Raw genomic sequence first — 14497 nt, 5'->3', positions numbered from 1 at the left:
CCGGCCCTGGATGCGCGATCCCGCGGGTCGGATGCGCGGGTCCATAATGACAGGGTGAACCGCTCGCCGGCCGCGCCGCACCGTCGCTCCCGAACGCTCAGCCTCCTGCTGACGATCGTCGGCGCCGGTTTCGCGGTGACGGCACTGGCCGTCCTCGGCGTGCTGACCCTGTCATCGTCCGACGTCTCCTGGGGCGCCGTCGCCGTCTACGGCATCGGCGCAGTCGCGACCACCGTCGTCACGGGCGTCGTGGGGTGGACGGTGCTCGTCCCCCCGCCCGGGCCGGCCGACGTCGCCGACATCTCCTTCGACGCCCAGCGCCGGCTCCTGGACGATGTCCGCCACGAGCTGAAGACACCGATCACGATCGTCCGCGGCCACCTCGAGATCATGGATCCGCAGGATCCGACGGATGTCGCCGCGACGCGTGCCCTCGGAATCGCCGAACTCGACCGCATGACCCGCCTCATCGGCGACATCGACCTGCTCGCCGCGGTCGAAGCCGACAACTTCACGATCACCGACGTCGACCTCGCCGTGCTGACGCAGCGGGTCGCGGAACTCGTCGCCGTCATCCCCGGCCACACCTGGAGCGTCGAGCAGAGCGCCGCGGGCCTCATCCGCGGCGACCGCGACCGGCTCCTCCAGGCCTGGCTGCAGCTCGCGGACAACGCGGCGAAATACACGCCGCCGGGCACCGCGATCGAGATCGGCAGCGCCGTGCATCCGTCCGGCGCGCAGCTGTGGGTGCGCGATCACGGGCCCGGCATCCCGCACGCGATGCGCCACCGCGTCTTCCGACGCTTCGACCGCGGCGCGGGCAAGCGCACGGTGGGTGGCTCGGGCCTGGGGCTGGCGATCGTCGACACGATCGCCAGAGCCCATGGCGGCCGCTGCATCGTGACGGACACTCCGCGCGGCGGCGCCACCCTCACGGTCGAGATCCCGCTCGGGACGCGCGCCTCCCTTCCGATGCCGGTGCGCGCCGGCGACGTCGTGATCCAACGAGAGGCCTCCGGATGACCCGCATCCTCGTGGTCGACGACGAACCGCACATCGTCTCGCTCGTCACCCGCGCCCTCCGCGCCGAGGGGTTCGAGACGGTGACCGCCGACGACGGCCAGGCGGCGCTGGACATCGCCCTCGCGGGCGACGTGGACCTCGTCATCCTCGATGTCGGCCTGCCGTCGATGGACGGGTTCGAGGTGCTGCGATCCCTGCGCGGGCAGGGCGGCCGGATGCCCGTGATCATGCTGACCGCCCGGTCGGGGACCTCGGACACGATCCAGGGTCTCGACGCGGGCGCGAGCGACTACGTCCCGAAGCCGTTCTCCGTCGCCGAACTCCTCGCCCGGGTCCGCTCACGGCTGCGCGAGCGCACCGGTGCCATCTCCATGGTCCTCACGCACGGCGACGTCACCGTCGATCTCCTCGCCCGCCGGACGATGGTCGCCGGGCGCGAGATCGACCTCTCCGCGCGCGAGTTCGCCCTCGCGGAGCAGTTCCTCCGGCATCCGAACACGGTGCTCACCCGCGAGCAGCTGCTGAGCCGCATCTGGGGCATGGACTTCGACCCGGGCTCGAACGTCGTCGACGTCTACGTGCGCTACCTGCGCGGAAAGATCGGCAGCGACCACATCGTCACGGTCCGCGGCGAGGGCTACCGCTGGGAGTAGCGCATCCCCGGCCCGGCTGCCGGCCGCCCCGTCCCGTCCCGCCGCCCTTCGCCCTTCGCCGATCGCCCTTCGCCGAGTGTCCAGAACACGCGGGCCCGGCATCCCCCGCCTCCGCGTGTCGTGGACACTCGGCGGGGAGGATGCCGGGGCTCGCGTCAGCTGAGCTCGCCCTGCTCCAGCAGGTCGGTGACGAGGGCGGCGATCGCGGAGCGCTCGGAGCGGGTCAGGGTGACGTGCCCGAACAGGTCGTGGCCCTTGAGGGTCTCGATGACCGAGGCGATGCCGTCGTGGCGACCGACCCGCAGGTTGTCGCGCTGGCCCACATCGTGCGTCAGGATGACGCGCGAGTTCTGCCCCATCCGGCTGAGGACCGTGAGCAGCACGTTCCTCTCGAGGGACTGCGCCTCATCGACGATCACGAACGCGTCGTGCAGCGACCGGCCGCGGATGTGCGTCAGCGGCATCACCTCGAGAAGCCCGCGCGCCACGACCTCCTCGAGCACGTTGCCCGAGACGACCGAGCCGAGCGTGTCGAAGACCGCCTGCCCCCACGGGTTCATCTTCTCTGCCTGGTCGCCCGGCAGGTACCCGAGCTCCTGCCCGCCGACGGCGAACAGGGGGCGGAAGACGATGACCTTCTTCTGCTGCTGCCGCTCGAGGACCGCCTCCAGGCCTGCGCAGAGTGCGAGGGCGGACTTGCCGGTGCCCGCCCGGCCACCGAGCGAGACGATGCCGACCTCGGGATCCAGCAGCAGGTCGATCGCGATCCGCTGTTCCGCGGAGCGCCCGTGCAGGCCGAACACGTCGCGGTCGCCGCGCACGAGGCGGTAGGCGCCGTCGCTGGTGACCCGGCCCAGGGCGGAGCCGCGCTCGGAGTGGATGATGAGGCCGGTGTTCACCGGAAGGCCGCGCACGGCATCGCTGGAGGCCACCTCCGACTCGTAGAGGTCGCTGATGTCGTCGCCGGACACGTTCAGGTCGGCGATTCCGGTCCACCCGCTGTCCACGGCCTGCTCGGCGAGATACTCCTCCGCGTGGATGCCGAGGGATGCCGCCTTGACCCGCATCGGCAGGTCCTTCGAGACGACGGTGACCTCTTGTCCGTCCTGGGCGAGATGCATCGCGACCGCGAGGATGCGCGTGTCGTTGTCGCTCAGGCGCATGCCCTGCGGGAGCACCGAGGCATCCGTGTTGGCGAGCTCGACGCGGAGCGTCCCTCCCGCGCCCACCGGCACGGGGAAGTCGAGACGGCCGTGCTCGACGCGCAGCTCGTCGAGGTGGCGCAGCGCCTGGCGGGCGAAATAGCCCAGCTCGGGGTCGTGGCGCTTGCCTTCGAGTTCGGTGATGACGACCACCGGGACGACGACGGAGTGCTCGGCGAAGCGGAAGAAGGCCCGCGGGTCGCTCAGCAGCACCGAGGTGTCCAGGACGTAGGTGCGCAGATCCTGTTCCACCTCCGCGGCCTCGTCGATGCCCTGCTGCTGAAGTGGAACTCGTGTGGTCACAACCCGCTCCCGTCCCGGGTGTGTCACCACCCGGAATCTCGAGTCGGCCGTGAGCCACGAGTCAGTGGAAGGCCGACTCGACCGGGCACCTTGCCCGATGTGTCGACCGTACGTCGACCCCGGATGCCACGGCGAAACCGACACGCCGCCGGAAGGTTGCGGGCGCGTTAACTCTCGTCGACGACGGTGATCACGATCTCATCGCGGCGCTCGTCGCCGGCGCGGTCGTGTTCATCGGCCTCGTCGATGACGGCGTGCTCGACCTCGGCCTCGTCGAGCTCGGCGTGCGCGACCTCGGACTCGGCGAACTCGGCGTGCGCGACCTCGGGCTCCTCGATCTCGGCGTGCGCGACCTCCTCGAACACCGCGTCCGCGAGCTGTGCCGGGTCGTCGTCGGGGAGGTCGATCGTGATGATCGCGGGCAGGTCAGCCTCGACGCTGTCCCGGCCGTACTCCGCCGCGACGACGCGCCCCGAGGTCGCCGCGTCGGCGAAGGCGTCGCCGAGGAGGTGCAGGGTGTCGGCGCCCGTGCCGACGTGAGCCGACACCCGCACCGTCGTCCCGCGGGCGGTCACCGTGACGCCGTGGTTCGCGAGCGCCGCGGCGAGGGCGGAGGGATCCCGCGGCGCGAGGGCGATGATGCCGGCGTGCGCGTCCCGGGGCGTGATCACGGGGATGTCGTAGCGGTCGGCGAGAGCGATGACATCCGCTGCGCGGGCGCGCACCTCGGCGGCGACATCCGCGACCCCGGCATCGAGGATCTCGCGGACCGAGGTGGCGAGGCGCGCCGCGGCGAGCGGGTCGGACGGCGCCACCGAATACGCCGCGGCTCCGTCCCGCGCGGACGGGATGCCGAGGACCGAGGCATCACCCACCATCCCGGAGATCCCGGAGAGGACGGGCGCGATGCGTGCGCGCGCCGCCGGGGAGAAGCGGGCGAACCCCGTGCCGCGCCCGGCGCGCAGCCACTTGTAGCCGTTGCCGGTGATGACGTCGGCGAGCGTCCAGTCGGGGTCCACGACGCCGAACGCCTGGATCGCGTCGATGATGAGCAGGCGGTCGCCGACCGCGTCGCGCAGGGCGGCGAGATCCGCGAGGGCGCCGGTGCGGAAGTCGACAAGGCTCAGAGCGACGGCCGTGACGCTGTCGTCGAGGGCGTCGGCGACAGCCTCCGCCGTCACGATGCCGTCCGCCGGGTCGATCTCGCGCACGGTCAGGACGCCCCGGGCGTCCGCCGCGCGATGGGCGGTGACACGCACTGAGGGGAAGTCCCGAGCGGGCACGATGACCGTGCCCTCGAGGCCGAACATCGCCTGTGCGAGCCCATGCGTCGTCGAGGGCTGCAGCACCACCTCGTCGGTGGGCAGGCCGAGGAGCTGCGCCACCAGCTCACGTGCCTCCTCGACGCGGGCAGCGACCATCTCCGTTCCCGCCGCACGGCCGGTCCCGAGAAGCTCCGCATCGGCGTGCAGCTCTGCACGCACCGCCGGAGAGAGCGGACCGAAGCGCGCCCAGTCGAGGTATCCCGCCGCGAGGTCGAACGACGAGATCAAGGGCTCCAGTTCGCTCACGGGCTCCATTCTGACACGCAGTCCCACGACCGCCTGGATCAGCTCCCGAAGCGACGGTCCCGCGTCGCGAAGTCGCGGATCGCCCGCAGGAAGTCGACTTCGCGCAGGTCCGGACCCAGCGCCTCGACGAAGTAGAACTCCGAGTGGGCGGACTGCCAGAGCAGGAAGTCGCTCAGTCGCTGCTCCCCCGAGGTGCGGATGACGAGGTCGGGATCGGCCTGGCCCCCGGTGTACAGGTGCTCGCCGATCTGCTCGGGAGTCAGACTCGCGGCCAGCTCTTCGAGCGACCCGCCGCGCTCATCGTGCTGGGCGATGATGCTGCGCACGGCATCCACGATCTCCCCGCGCCCTCCGTAGCCGACGGCGAGGTTGACGTGCAGGCCGGTGTTGCCGGCCGTCCGCTCCTGCGCGGTCTGCAGCACCCGGGCGAGCTCGGGCGGCAGCGCATCGGAGCGGCCCACGATCTGCACGCGCCACCCGGGTTCGTGGGAGAGTTCGTCGGCGAGCTCGGCGATGATCTCGATGAGGTCGGAGAGCTCGCGCGAATCGCGCTTGCGGAGGTTGTCGTTGGAGAGCAGGTAGAGCGAGACCACGCGGATGCCGAGGTCGTCGCACCAGCGCAGGAACTCGTGCATCTTCGCCGCTCCGGCGCGGTGCCCGTGCGCCACGGAGGGAAGTCCGGCCTGACGCGCCCACCGCCGGTTGCCGTCGATCATCATCGCGACGTGGTGGGGCACCGACTCGGGAGTGAGCATGCGGCGCAGCCGAGAGCTGTACAGGCGATACAGGAGTCCTCTGCCCTCGCCGGCTCTGTGCGCAGTCACGCCCCTACGCTACTCCGCACGGCGCGTCGTACCCGTATGTGGAGCCGGGCATACGCGCGCGCGTAGTCTCGGAGCGTGCCCGAACACGTTCCCGATGAGGGCGTCGAGATGCCCCAGCTGCCCCTCGTGGAGGCGGCAGCCGTCAGCGCGCAGGTCGAGCTCAAACCGACGTGGCGCGGCTGGATCCACGCCGCGACCTTCCCCGTCGCGATCGCCGCCGGCATCGTGCTCATCGTGCTGGCCGACGGCGCGGCGGCCAAGTGGGCCTCGGCGGTCTTCATGGCGACCTCTGTGCTGCTGTTCGGCAACTCGGCGCTCTACCACCGCTTCGACTGGGATCCGAAGACCAAGGCCGTCCTCAAGCGGATCGACCACGCGAACATCATGCTGCTGATCGCGGGAACCTACACCCCGCTCGCGGTGCTCGCGCTGGCGCCGCAGAAGGGCGCGCTGCTGCTGATCCTCGTCTGGTCGGGGACGCTTCTCGGCATCCTCTTCCGCGTCTTCTGGATGGGTGCACCGCGCTGGCTCTACGTCGCGCTGTATCTGCTGCTGGGCTGGGCGGCCGTGCTGTACATGGTCGACCTCTTCCAGGCGAACGCCGCCATGATGGTGCTCGTCATCGTCGGCGGGCTCCTCTACACGGGCGGCGCCGTCTGCTACGCGCTCAAGAAGCCCAACCCGTGGCCCGGACACTTCGGCTTCCACGAGATCTTCCACGTCTGCACGGTGCTCGCGTTCCTCTGCCACTGGACCGCGTGCCTGCTGATCGCCCTCGACCCGGTCGTCCCCTCGCTGGGCGCCGCGGGCTGAGCGGGCCTCAGCGCGCGGCCGGACCGTCCGCGTCGGTGTCATCCGACGCATCGTGATCGGTGACCGGCGCGGCCGCCGCTTCGTCCTCGCGCCGGTTCAGCTCGGCCTCGGCCTCGGCATCCAGCTGCTCGTTGATGTCGGCGCGGTAGCCGGCACGGCGGATGCGGCGGAGCATGTCGATGATCAGGAACACCACGACGATCGCGATGAGGGCGATCGCGACGAACCCGATGAAGCCGGGCGTGACGACATCGGGATCGACGGTCATCGAGGGCGACGGCGTCGCGAGCCCCGCTGACCACCCGCCGCCGGAAGCGAGGACCTCGCCGGCGCCGATCGGGTTCTGTGCGGCGGGGGGAATGTGCATCGTTCCTCGGTTCATCGGGTCTCGGCCGTGGGGCTTCGGTTCGGTGGCCGCGCGCGCAGCGCGTAGCCTGGAACCCAGCCTAAAACCCCTCCCCCCTCCACCGGGACGCGACATGACCACGACGACGCCGACACCGCCCTCACCCGAGGTGCGTGCCGAGCTCGACGACCGCTATGGACGATCGCGCGGTGGCCGGCGCTGGGCCTGGGTCGCCGTGGGAGCGGTCGCGGTGGCGCTCGTGGGGTACTTCGGGTGGAACACCGTCGCCCAGTCGATGGACTCCGTCGACATCGACACCATCGGCTTCCAGATCGACGACGCGCACTCGGTCACCCTCCAGTTCCAGGTCACGCTCCGCCGTGACGAGGCCGTCACCTGTGCACTCGAGGCCCAGGATGTCGAGCACGGCATCGTGGGCTGGCGCGTCGTCGAGTACCCGGCCGACAGCGCCCATAGCCGCAGCTTCTCCGAGCGGATCCCGACCGTCGCCGAGGCCACCACAGGTTTGGTGACCTCCTGCTGGATCCCGTAGGCTGTTCCGACACACGCGCCCCGGCTGCCGGCCGGGGCGTTCGGTTTACCCCCCGCGGGAGCCCATCCCCCACCCCGCCATCTGGAGACCTAGGAGAAGACGTGGCTGAGAACACGGACACCTTCCTCACGCAGGATGCCTACGACCGGCTCGCCGCAGAGCTCGAGCACCTGTCCACGACGGGGCGCACGGAGATCGCGTCGCGCATCGAGGCCGCCCGTGAAGAGGGCGATCTCAAGGAGAACGGCGGATACCACGCGGCCAAGGACGAGCAGGGCAAGCAGGAGGCCCGCATCCGCACGCTGCAGGCGCTGCTGAAGGATGCCGTGGTCGGCGAGGCCCCCGAGTCGGATGGCACGGTCAAGGGCGGCACCGTCGTCACCGCGATCGTCGCCGGCGGCGAAGAGGTCTTCCTCCTCGGCAGCCGGGAGATCGCGGCGGGCTCCGAGCTCGACGTGTACAGCGAGGCGTCCCCCCTGGGAGCGGCGATCCTCGGACTCGCCGAGGGCGAGAAGACCTCGTACACCGCCCCGAACGGTCGCGACATCTCCGTCGAGATCGTGAAGGTGGAGACCTACCACGGTCAGTGACCCGAGCCCGATCGGTTCGAGTCTCGGTCGCTCCGGGCGTCCGGAGCTCAGCCGGCACGCCGGCCACGACGTCCGAGGTGTCGCCGCACGCGGGCGATGAGTGCGACCGGCGGCAGCCCGGAACAACGCGGCGCCGCCGCCGAACGCGAGGGCGCTCAGTCCTCGACGACGCGCGGGGTGAAGCCGGCCGAGGTGAGGATCTCGATCACGCGCGCGCGGTGCTCGGCGCCTCGGGTCTCGACGCTCAGCTGCAGCACCACTTCGCTGATCTGCAGCCCCTGTCCGTGACGCGTGTGCAGGACCTCGGTGACGTTCGCTCCCGCGACGGCGAGGAGCTCGGAGACCCGCGCCAGCTGTCCGGGTCGGTCGGGCAGCGGGATCTGCAGCGTCATGTAGCGTCCGGATGCCGCGAGCCCGTGCGCGACCACCCGCTGCAGCAAGAGGGGATCGATGTTGCCGCCCGAGAGCACGACCGCGGTGGGGCCGGATGCCTCCACCTTGCCGGAGAGGATCGCCGCCACGCCGACGGCCCCTGCGGGCTCGACGACCTGCTTCGCGCGCTCGAGAAGGATGAGCAGGGCGCGCGCGATGTCGTCGTCGCTGACCGTCACGACCTCGTCGACGAGCTCGCGGATCACCGCGAACGTGAGGTCGCCGGGGCGGGCGACGGCGATGCCGTCAGCGATCGTGGGCGTCGTCGCGACCGTGAGAGGCTCCCCCGCCGCGAGCGACGACGGGTACGCGGCGGAGTTCTCAGCCTGCACGCCGATGACCCGCACGGTGCGTCCCGCGGCCGCCGCGCGCGCCTTGACGGCGGCGGCGACGCCGGCGATGAGGCCTCCCCCGCCGATGCCGACGATGACGGTGTCGAGGTCCGGCACGGCGTCCCACAGCTCCAGGCCGAGGGTTCCCTGCCCGATCACGATGTCGCGGTGATCGAACGGATGGATGAGCACCGCACCGGTGCGCTCGGCGAACTCGGCGGCCAGCCGCAGCGGCGTCTCCACGGTCGCGCCCTCGAGGACGACCTCGGCGCCGTATCCGCGCGTCGCGAGCAGCTTCGGCACCGGCACGCCGAGCGGCATGAAGATGGTCGCGGCGATGCCCAGCTTCTGCGCCGCGAGGGCGACCCCCTGCGCGTGGTTGCCGGCGGATGCGGCGACGACGCCTCGCGCGCGCTCCTCGGCCGTGAGGCGGGAGAGCCGGTAGGTCGCCCCGCGGATCTTGAACGAGCCGGTGCGCTGGAGATTCTCGAGCTTGAGGTGCACGGGAGCTCCGAGCACGTCGCTGAGATGCTCGGAGATGTCGAACGGCGTCCGCACGACGACATCGCGGAGGACGGCGGCGGCATCCTCGAACTCGGCGAGTGTCGGGATCGCAGAAGTGATGGGGGTGGTCACGCGGGCTTCCTCCTGCTGCGGGGAACGGTGCTCCAGATGAGTTCTGGCGACGCGAGGTCGCCCGGGTCCGGTGGTGAGCCGGTCGCGTTCCGGCCCGAGAGGTAGACCGCGACGACGTTCACGAAGGCGGCCAGCGGCACCGCGAACAGGGCGCCCGGGATCCCGGCGATCATCGCACCGCCTGCGACCACGAGGACGACGGCGAGCGGATGGACCTTCACGGCCGAGCCCATGAGCAGCGGCTGGAGCACGTGGCCCTCGAGCTGCTGCACACCCAGAACGACGATGACCATCCACAGCGCGATCCACGGGCCGTTGTAGACGAGGGCGAGGAAGACCGCGAGGCTGCCGGTCACGATCGCACCGACGAACGGGACGAACGCACCGAGGAAGACGAGCACGCCGATGGGGATGGCGAGCGGCACCCCGAGCAGGAACGCGCCGAGGCCGATGCCGATCGCGTCGATCGTCGCGACGAGCAGCTGGGTGCGGGCGTAGGTGACGACCGTGGCCCACCCGGCGCGCCCGGCACCGTCCACGTCGGTGCGCGCGCGCCGCGGGAAGAGCCGCACGACCCAGCGCCAGATTCCGGCGCCGTCGGCGAGGGTGCACAGGAGGATGAACAGCGCCAGCACGGCGCCGGTGGCGACGTGGCCGACCGTGGAGCCGATGACGAGGGCGCCCGACCACAGGAGGTCCACCTGCTGCTGCAGGAAGGTCCATGCCTGCAGCAGCAGGGCGTCGATCTGCTGCGCGGTCAGATGGAGCGGCCCGTCGATGAGGTAGTCACGGAACTGGCCGATCGACTGCAGGGTCCGTTCCCGCACATCCGACCACTCCCGGGTGATCTGCCAGATCGCGAGCCACAGGAGCCCGCCCACGATGGCGAACGTCCCGACCACCGATACGACGATCGCGAGCCATCGCGGGACCCCTCGGCGCAGCATCCAGGTGAACGCGGGCCACAGGAGCGCCGTCACGAGGATCGCGACGAAGAGCGGGACGACGAGGAGCTTCAGCTGGATGACCAGCCAGATGAGGATGCCGGCCGCCAGCGCGATCACGACGAAGCGCCATGCGTAGGCGGTGATCACACGCAGGCCGTGCGGCAGCGTCTCCTCGATCTCACCCCGCACCGTCTTGGTGCGGATCGCGTCCCGCAGTGAAGTACGAGGCTTCTCGTCGCTCAAAACTGGATCCGCGGGGGTTCGGCGATGGCGGCGCCCCCGGTCACCTCGAAGAACTCGCGCTCGTGGAACCCGAGGCTGCGCGCGAACATGTTGTTCGGGAAGACCTTGATCTTCGTGTTCAGCTCGCGGACACCGCCGTTGTAGAACCGGCGGGATGCCTGGATCTTGTCCTCGGTGTCGACGACCGACTGCTGCAGCTGGAGGAAGTTCTGGCTCGCCTGCAGCTGCGGATACGCCTCTGCGACGGCGAACAGGGATTTCAGCGCCTGCTGCATGTGTCCCTCGGCGACGCCTGCGTCGGCGGGCGACGAGGCGGAGAGGGTCTCGGCGCGAGCGCGTGTGACGTTCTCGAAGACCGCCTTCTCGTGCGCCGCATAGCCTTTGACCGTCTCGATGAGGTTGGGCAGGAGATCCGCGCGTCGCTTGAGCTGCACCGTGATGTCGCTCCACGCCTCGTCGACACGGACGTTCAGCGCGACGAGCGAGTTGTACGTCGCCCAGAGGTACACACCGACGATCACGACCAGCGCGACGATGATGAGCACTGGGATCAGCCAGGCCATGTCCATAGGGCTCCCCTCGATTCTGTGCTCATCCTATCCGCGGCGCAGGCCACGCCATCGTGCGCGCGGCCGGGTTCTCAGCCGTTACTCACCGAGGACGCGCTGGAGATAGGGATTGCGGAAGAGGCGGTCCGGGTCGAGCCGGTCGCGGAGGGCGACGAAGTCGTCGAAGCGCGGATAGCGCTCCCGCAGGGACGCGGCATCCTGCGTGTGCATCTTGCCCCAGTGCGGCCTGCCGCCGTGGGCGAGCATGACCTCTTCGACGGCGGCGAAGTACGCGGTCGGGTCGGTCTTCCAGTACCGGTGGACCGCCAGGTAGCCGCTTGCGCGGCCCGATGCCGTCGACATCCAGAGGTCGTCCGCAGCCGCGGTGCGCACCTCGATCGGGAACTCCACCCGCCAGTCGCGTTGCGCGATGACCTGCTGGATGCCGCGGAAGGCCGCGGCGAGGTTCTCGACGGGGACGGCGTACTCCATCTCACGGAACCGGACGCCGCGACTGGTCGTGAACACGCGGTGGGACTGGTCCGAGAACGCGCGGTCGCCCCAGACCTTGGCGGAGAGGCGGTTGATGCCGGGGATGAGCGCGGGGGCGGTGCGGCCCGCGCTGCAGACCGCCTGGTGCACGACGTTGCCGACGACGATGTCATCGACGATCTTGGAGACCCGGCCGAGCGGCGCGACGGCCTCATCGGCCGGCCGGCGGGTGTTCGTCTTGGTGAGGGCGACGTCGGTGTGCGGGAACCAGTAGAACTCGAAGTGATCGACATCCGCTGCGCGCTCGATGACCCCGTCGACGACCGCCTCGAGCGGTTCGGGCCGCTCGATCGCGTGCAGAGTGAAGGCCGGAACGCACTGGATCGTCACGTCGACGAGGATGCCGAGCGCGCCCAGTCCGAGCGCCACGGCGGGCAGGAGCTCCGGCTCGTGGTCCGCGTCGACGGTGAGCAGCTCGCCGTCCGCGGTCACGAGGGTGACGCCGACGATCTGGGTCGGGATGCCGCCGAACAGCGAACCGGTGCCGTGGGTGCCCGTCGAGATGGCGCCCGAGATCGACTGGCGATCGATGTCGCCGAGGTTCGTCATCGCCAGCCCGTGCGGCGCGAGGAGCGCGGGGATGCGGTGCAGGCGCGTCCCGGCCAGAAGGCGCGCCCGCTGCCGTTCCCGATCGACCGACACGAGCCCCGACAGCTCGGTGAGTTCGAGGAGGGTGCCCGGCGCCACGGCGATACCGCTGAAGCTGTGCCCCGTGCCGACGGCCTTGATCGGTCGCCCTCGGGCGGCTGCGGAGCGCACCGCGCGGCGGACGGCTTCGATCGTGGAGGGGTATTCGACGGTGAGGGGGCGGACGCGCTCCGAGCGCGCCCAGTTCTGCCAGGTTCCGGCGGGTCGGGTCACAGGAAGCTCTTCCCTTCGCCGCGGTAGGTCGGCGCCTCCCCGACGAGCCGGTCACCGCTCGTGAGGCGGTACCGATCGACACGCTCGGCGAGTTCGCCGCTCTTCGCATGGCGGAACCACACCCGATCGCCGAGGGAGAGCGCCCGCGCCGCAGGACCCTGCAGGGGGGTCTGCACCTCCCCCGCGCCTTCGCGGCCGAGGGTGCGCAGCCCCGCGGGCCACACCGGGGAGGGCTGGCGCGAGGCGACGGCGGGGCCCGACGCGATCCATCCGCCGCCGAGCACCGTGACGATGTCGGGCGTGGGGCGCCGGACGACCTCGAGCGCGAACGCCGCCGCGGGAGCGAGGGAGAAGCCGCGGTACAGGTCGAAGAGGTGCCCGGCGAGCAGTCCGCTCCCCGCCGTCGTCTCCGTGACCGCCGGGTCTGCGGCGGTCGACTCGAGCGAGCCCGTCCCGCCGCCGTTGACGAACTCGAGGTCGGCGACCTCGCGGACGGTGGCGACGATCGCGCCGCGCCGCTCGCGCAGCTCCTCGATCGAGCGCCGCTGCATCCAGCGGATGACGGTGTCCTCCGGCGCTCCGGTGCGGTCCGGCTGACCGGCGATCTGCGCCTCGTACATCATGAGTCCGACCAGGCGGAAGCCGGGTCGGGTCGCGATCGCCCGGGCGAGGCGGGTGACCTCCGCCGGCTCGTGGACGGGCGAGCGGCGCACGCCGATGTGCCCGAGCACGGGCGATCGCCAGGAGGCATCCGCATCGATCGCGACGCGCAGTTCCGGTCGGGCTCCGGGCGCGGTGACGGCGTCGACGAGGTCGAGCTGCGCGAGATCGTCGACCATGAGGGTGATGCGCGCTGCCTTCTCCGGGTCGGCGGCGAGAGCCGCGAGCGCGGAGCGGTCGACGCTCGGGTAGCCGAGCACGATGTCGTCGTGGGTCTCGGCCAGCCACAGCGCTTCGGGCAGCGTGAAGGCGAGGATGCCGCGGTAGCCCGGCAGCGCGAGCGTGGCATCCAGCACCTCGCGCACGCGGATCGACTTGCTCGCGACGCGGATCGGGACACCGCCGGAGCGGACGACGAGATCGAGCGCGTTGTACCGCAGGGCGTCGACGTCGATGCATGCCACAGGCCCGGAGACGCCCGCCACCGCATCGGTGCGTGCCCGCCAGTACGCGGCTGTGTCGCGCCAGGGCTCGGTCGTCGTGGTCGACGGCGCGGCGAGCAGGTCGAGGCTCATGGGCGGGCTCCTTCGCACGGGTGGCACCAGCCTAGAGCGCGTCGGAGGACGTCGCGGTTCGGACCGGCGGCTCAGGCCTCGTCGGGGTCCGCGGGGGCTCCCGTCGCCGCGGGCTCCGGCAGGATGTAGAGGCCTCCCGGCGCGTTGGCTGCGCGCATCAGGGCATCGAGCCACGCCGGGTTGATGCTCGCGGGGCGTCCGCCGAGGTACTTGAAGACGAGGCTCGCGCCGGGGTGCACCCAGATCGAGGTGCGGCCGTGTCCCTCCGACGCGCCGTCGCGCCAGGAGAAATAGAACGGCTCGTCGCGGCGCAGCTTGTTGCCGATCACGATCTGCAGGTGGGCGAGGAGGCGGTCGTCGAACTCGGCGCGAACGACGTCCTCGTAGATGACGCGGCCCACCGTCGCGCCTAGATCCCGTACTCGGCGGGCAGGACGCCCGGGGGCACGTCCTCGACGTGCGGATGCTGCGCCGGCCCGCCCTGCGCCCGGAGCCCCGCCGCGAGTTCGGTGAGCCGGGAGACCAGAGCGGGATCCTCGACCTCGTCGAGGTCGGTGGCGATCGACGTGCTCACGATCTGGCTCGAGGGCCCGACGAGCAGCGCGGACGTCCCGCGGTGGCCGTTCGCGTCGATGGTGGGGATCTCGATGGAGCCGGACGAGCCGACCTCGGCAAGCGCCTGCGCGTAGTCGAACAGGGCACGGGCGATCCCCGTTCCGGTCAGGAGCGACTCTCCCGCGTAGCTGATCCTGTCCATGAGACCTGCTTACCCACTTCTCGCCCGCAATCGCACCCCGTTCCGCCTCGGACGACGATGTGCTATCCCCCGCGAA

At 71.0% G+C, this 14497-nt stretch carries 16 protein-coding genes; 5 read left to right on the top strand and 11 right to left on the bottom strand.

Annotation, left to right across the window (positions count from 1 at the left end; translation table 11 throughout):
- The first annotated feature begins 54 nt into the window (after positions 1–54).
- Positions 55–1023: a sensor histidine kinase gene (locus J0P97_RS04145; protein ID WP_282836875.1), complete on the top strand. Its 969-nt coding sequence runs from the start codon at positions 55–57 to the stop codon at positions 1021–1023.
- Complete coding sequence (locus J0P97_RS04140) at positions 1020–1676, top strand: response regulator transcription factor (protein ID WP_215486510.1); 657 nt, start codon at positions 1020–1022, stop codon at positions 1674–1676. Before J0P97_RS04145 ends, J0P97_RS04140 begins: the two co-directional genes overlap by 4 nt.
- 155 nt (positions 1677–1831) lie before the next feature.
- Here J0P97_RS04140 and phoH2 read toward each other — a convergent pair whose 3' ends face one another.
- The 3 genes from phoH2 to J0P97_RS04125 form a co-directional block, all read right to left on the bottom strand.
- Entirely contained in the window at positions 1832–3181 is a 1350-nt protein-coding gene (gene phoH2 / locus J0P97_RS04135) for an RNA 5'-3' helicase PhoH2 (protein WP_215486509.1), read from the bottom strand.
- 167 nt (positions 3182–3348) lie between these two features.
- A complete protein-coding gene (locus J0P97_RS04130; RefSeq protein WP_215486508.1) occupies positions 3349–4761 on the bottom strand; it encodes an aminotransferase class V-fold PLP-dependent enzyme in 1413 nt (470 codons plus the stop codon).
- A 29-nt stretch (positions 4762–4790) separates the two neighbouring features.
- Positions 4791–5507 (bottom strand): isoprenyl transferase, encoded by a 717-nt coding sequence (locus J0P97_RS04125; protein WP_246539791.1) that lies wholly within the window; start codon positions 5505–5507, stop codon positions 4791–4793.
- Between the two features lie 177 nt (positions 5508–5684).
- Here J0P97_RS04125 and trhA point away from each other — a divergent pair, with 177 nt between their 5' ends.
- Positions 5685–6389, top strand: coding sequence for a PAQR family membrane homeostasis protein TrhA (gene trhA / locus J0P97_RS04120; protein WP_215486699.1), 705 nt, complete (start codon positions 5685–5687; stop codon positions 6387–6389).
- A gap of 7 nt (positions 6390–6396) precedes the next feature.
- Here the strand turns inward: trhA and J0P97_RS04115 are convergent, their stop codons facing one another.
- Positions 6397–6756 carry a hypothetical protein gene (locus J0P97_RS04115; RefSeq protein WP_372449671.1) on the bottom strand — a complete coding sequence of 120 codons (360 nt, stop codon included), beginning with the start codon at positions 6754–6756 and terminating at the stop codon, positions 6397–6399.
- 112 nt (positions 6757–6868) lie between these two features.
- Between J0P97_RS04115 and J0P97_RS04110 the strand changes: the two genes are divergently transcribed.
- Both J0P97_RS04110 and greA read left to right on the top strand, forming a co-directional pair.
- The gene (locus J0P97_RS04110) at positions 6869–7288 is read left to right on the top strand and encodes a DUF4307 domain-containing protein (protein ID WP_215486506.1); all 420 of its coding nucleotides are present in this window, start codon (positions 6869–6871) and stop codon (positions 7286–7288) included.
- 101 nt (positions 7289–7389) lie between these two features.
- Positions 7390–7878 (top strand): transcription elongation factor GreA, encoded by a 489-nt coding sequence (greA, locus tag J0P97_RS04105; protein ID WP_215486505.1) that lies wholly within the window; start codon positions 7390–7392, stop codon positions 7876–7878.
- Between the two features lie 155 nt (positions 7879–8033).
- On the opposite strand, the gene ilvA is transcribed toward greA, so the two are convergent.
- The 7 genes from ilvA to J0P97_RS04070 all read right to left on the bottom strand — a co-directional run bounded on the left by ilvA (position 8034) and on the right by J0P97_RS04070 (position 14421).
- Positions 8034–9278: a threonine ammonia-lyase gene (gene ilvA, locus J0P97_RS04100; protein WP_215486504.1), complete on the bottom strand. Its 1245-nt coding sequence runs from the start codon at positions 9276–9278 to the stop codon at positions 8034–8036.
- Entirely contained in the window at positions 9275–10441 is a 1167-nt protein-coding gene (locus J0P97_RS04095) for an AI-2E family transporter (RefSeq protein ID WP_372449673.1), read from the bottom strand. Before J0P97_RS04095 ends, ilvA begins: the two co-directional genes overlap by 4 nt.
- A gap of 23 nt (positions 10442–10464) precedes the next feature.
- Positions 10465–11031 (bottom strand): LemA family protein, encoded by a 567-nt coding sequence (locus J0P97_RS04090; protein ID WP_215486697.1) that lies wholly within the window; start codon positions 11029–11031, stop codon positions 10465–10467.
- An 84-nt stretch (positions 11032–11115) separates the two neighbouring features.
- Positions 11116–12429 carry a D-arabinono-1,4-lactone oxidase gene (locus tag J0P97_RS04085; protein ID WP_215486502.1) on the bottom strand — a complete coding sequence of 438 codons (1314 nt, stop codon included), beginning with the start codon at positions 12427–12429 and terminating at the stop codon, positions 11116–11118.
- Positions 12426–13664: an amino acid deaminase/aldolase gene (locus J0P97_RS04080; protein ID WP_215486501.1), complete on the bottom strand. Its 1239-nt coding sequence runs from the start codon at positions 13662–13664 to the stop codon at positions 12426–12428. Before J0P97_RS04080 ends, J0P97_RS04085 begins: the two co-directional genes overlap by 4 nt.
- Positions 13665–13735: 71 nt before the next feature.
- Positions 13736–14065, bottom strand: coding sequence for a DUF7882 family protein (locus J0P97_RS04075; RefSeq protein ID WP_215486500.1), 330 nt, complete (start codon positions 14063–14065; stop codon positions 13736–13738).
- 8 nt (positions 14066–14073) lie between these two features.
- Entirely contained in the window at positions 14074–14421 is a 348-nt protein-coding gene (locus J0P97_RS04070; RefSeq protein ID WP_215486499.1) for a hypothetical protein, read from the bottom strand.
- Positions 14422–14497: the final 76 nt, after the last annotated feature.

The sequence above is a fragment of the Microbacterium flavum genome (assembly GCF_018717645.1).
Lineage (GTDB): Bacteria > Actinomycetota > Actinomycetes > Actinomycetales > Microbacteriaceae > Microbacterium > Microbacterium flavum.
This window is presented reverse-complemented; position numbering and strand designations above follow the sequence as displayed.

Coding starts and splice junctions, on each gene's coding strand:
- J0P97_RS04140 (WP_215486510.1), top strand. CDS start 1,020: ATGACCCGCATCCTCGTGGTCGACGACGAACCGCACATCGTCTCGCTC.
- J0P97_RS04130 (WP_215486508.1), bottom strand. CDS start 4,761: ATGGAGCCCGTGAGCGAACTGGAGCCCTTGATCTCGTCGTTCGACCTC.
- J0P97_RS04125 (WP_246539791.1), bottom strand. CDS start 5,507: ATGCTCACTCCCGAGTCGGTGCCCCACCACGTCGCGATGATGATCGAC.
- trhA (WP_215486699.1), top strand. CDS start 5,685: ATGCCCCAGCTGCCCCTCGTGGAGGCGGCAGCCGTCAGCGCGCAGGTC.
- J0P97_RS04115 (WP_372449671.1), bottom strand. CDS start 6,756: ATGCACATTCCCCCCGCCGCACAGAACCCGATCGGCGCCGGCGAGGTC.
- J0P97_RS04110 (WP_215486506.1), top strand. CDS start 6,869: ATGACCACGACGACGCCGACACCGCCCTCACCCGAGGTGCGTGCCGAG.
- J0P97_RS04090 (WP_215486697.1), bottom strand. CDS start 11,031: ATGGCCTGGCTGATCCCAGTGCTCATCATCGTCGCGCTGGTCGTGATC.
- J0P97_RS04080 (WP_215486501.1), bottom strand. CDS start 13,664: ATGAGCCTCGACCTGCTCGCCGCGCCGTCGACCACGACGACCGAGCCC.
- J0P97_RS04070 (WP_215486499.1), bottom strand. CDS start 14,421: ATGGACAGGATCAGCTACGCGGGAGAGTCGCTCCTGACCGGAACGGGG.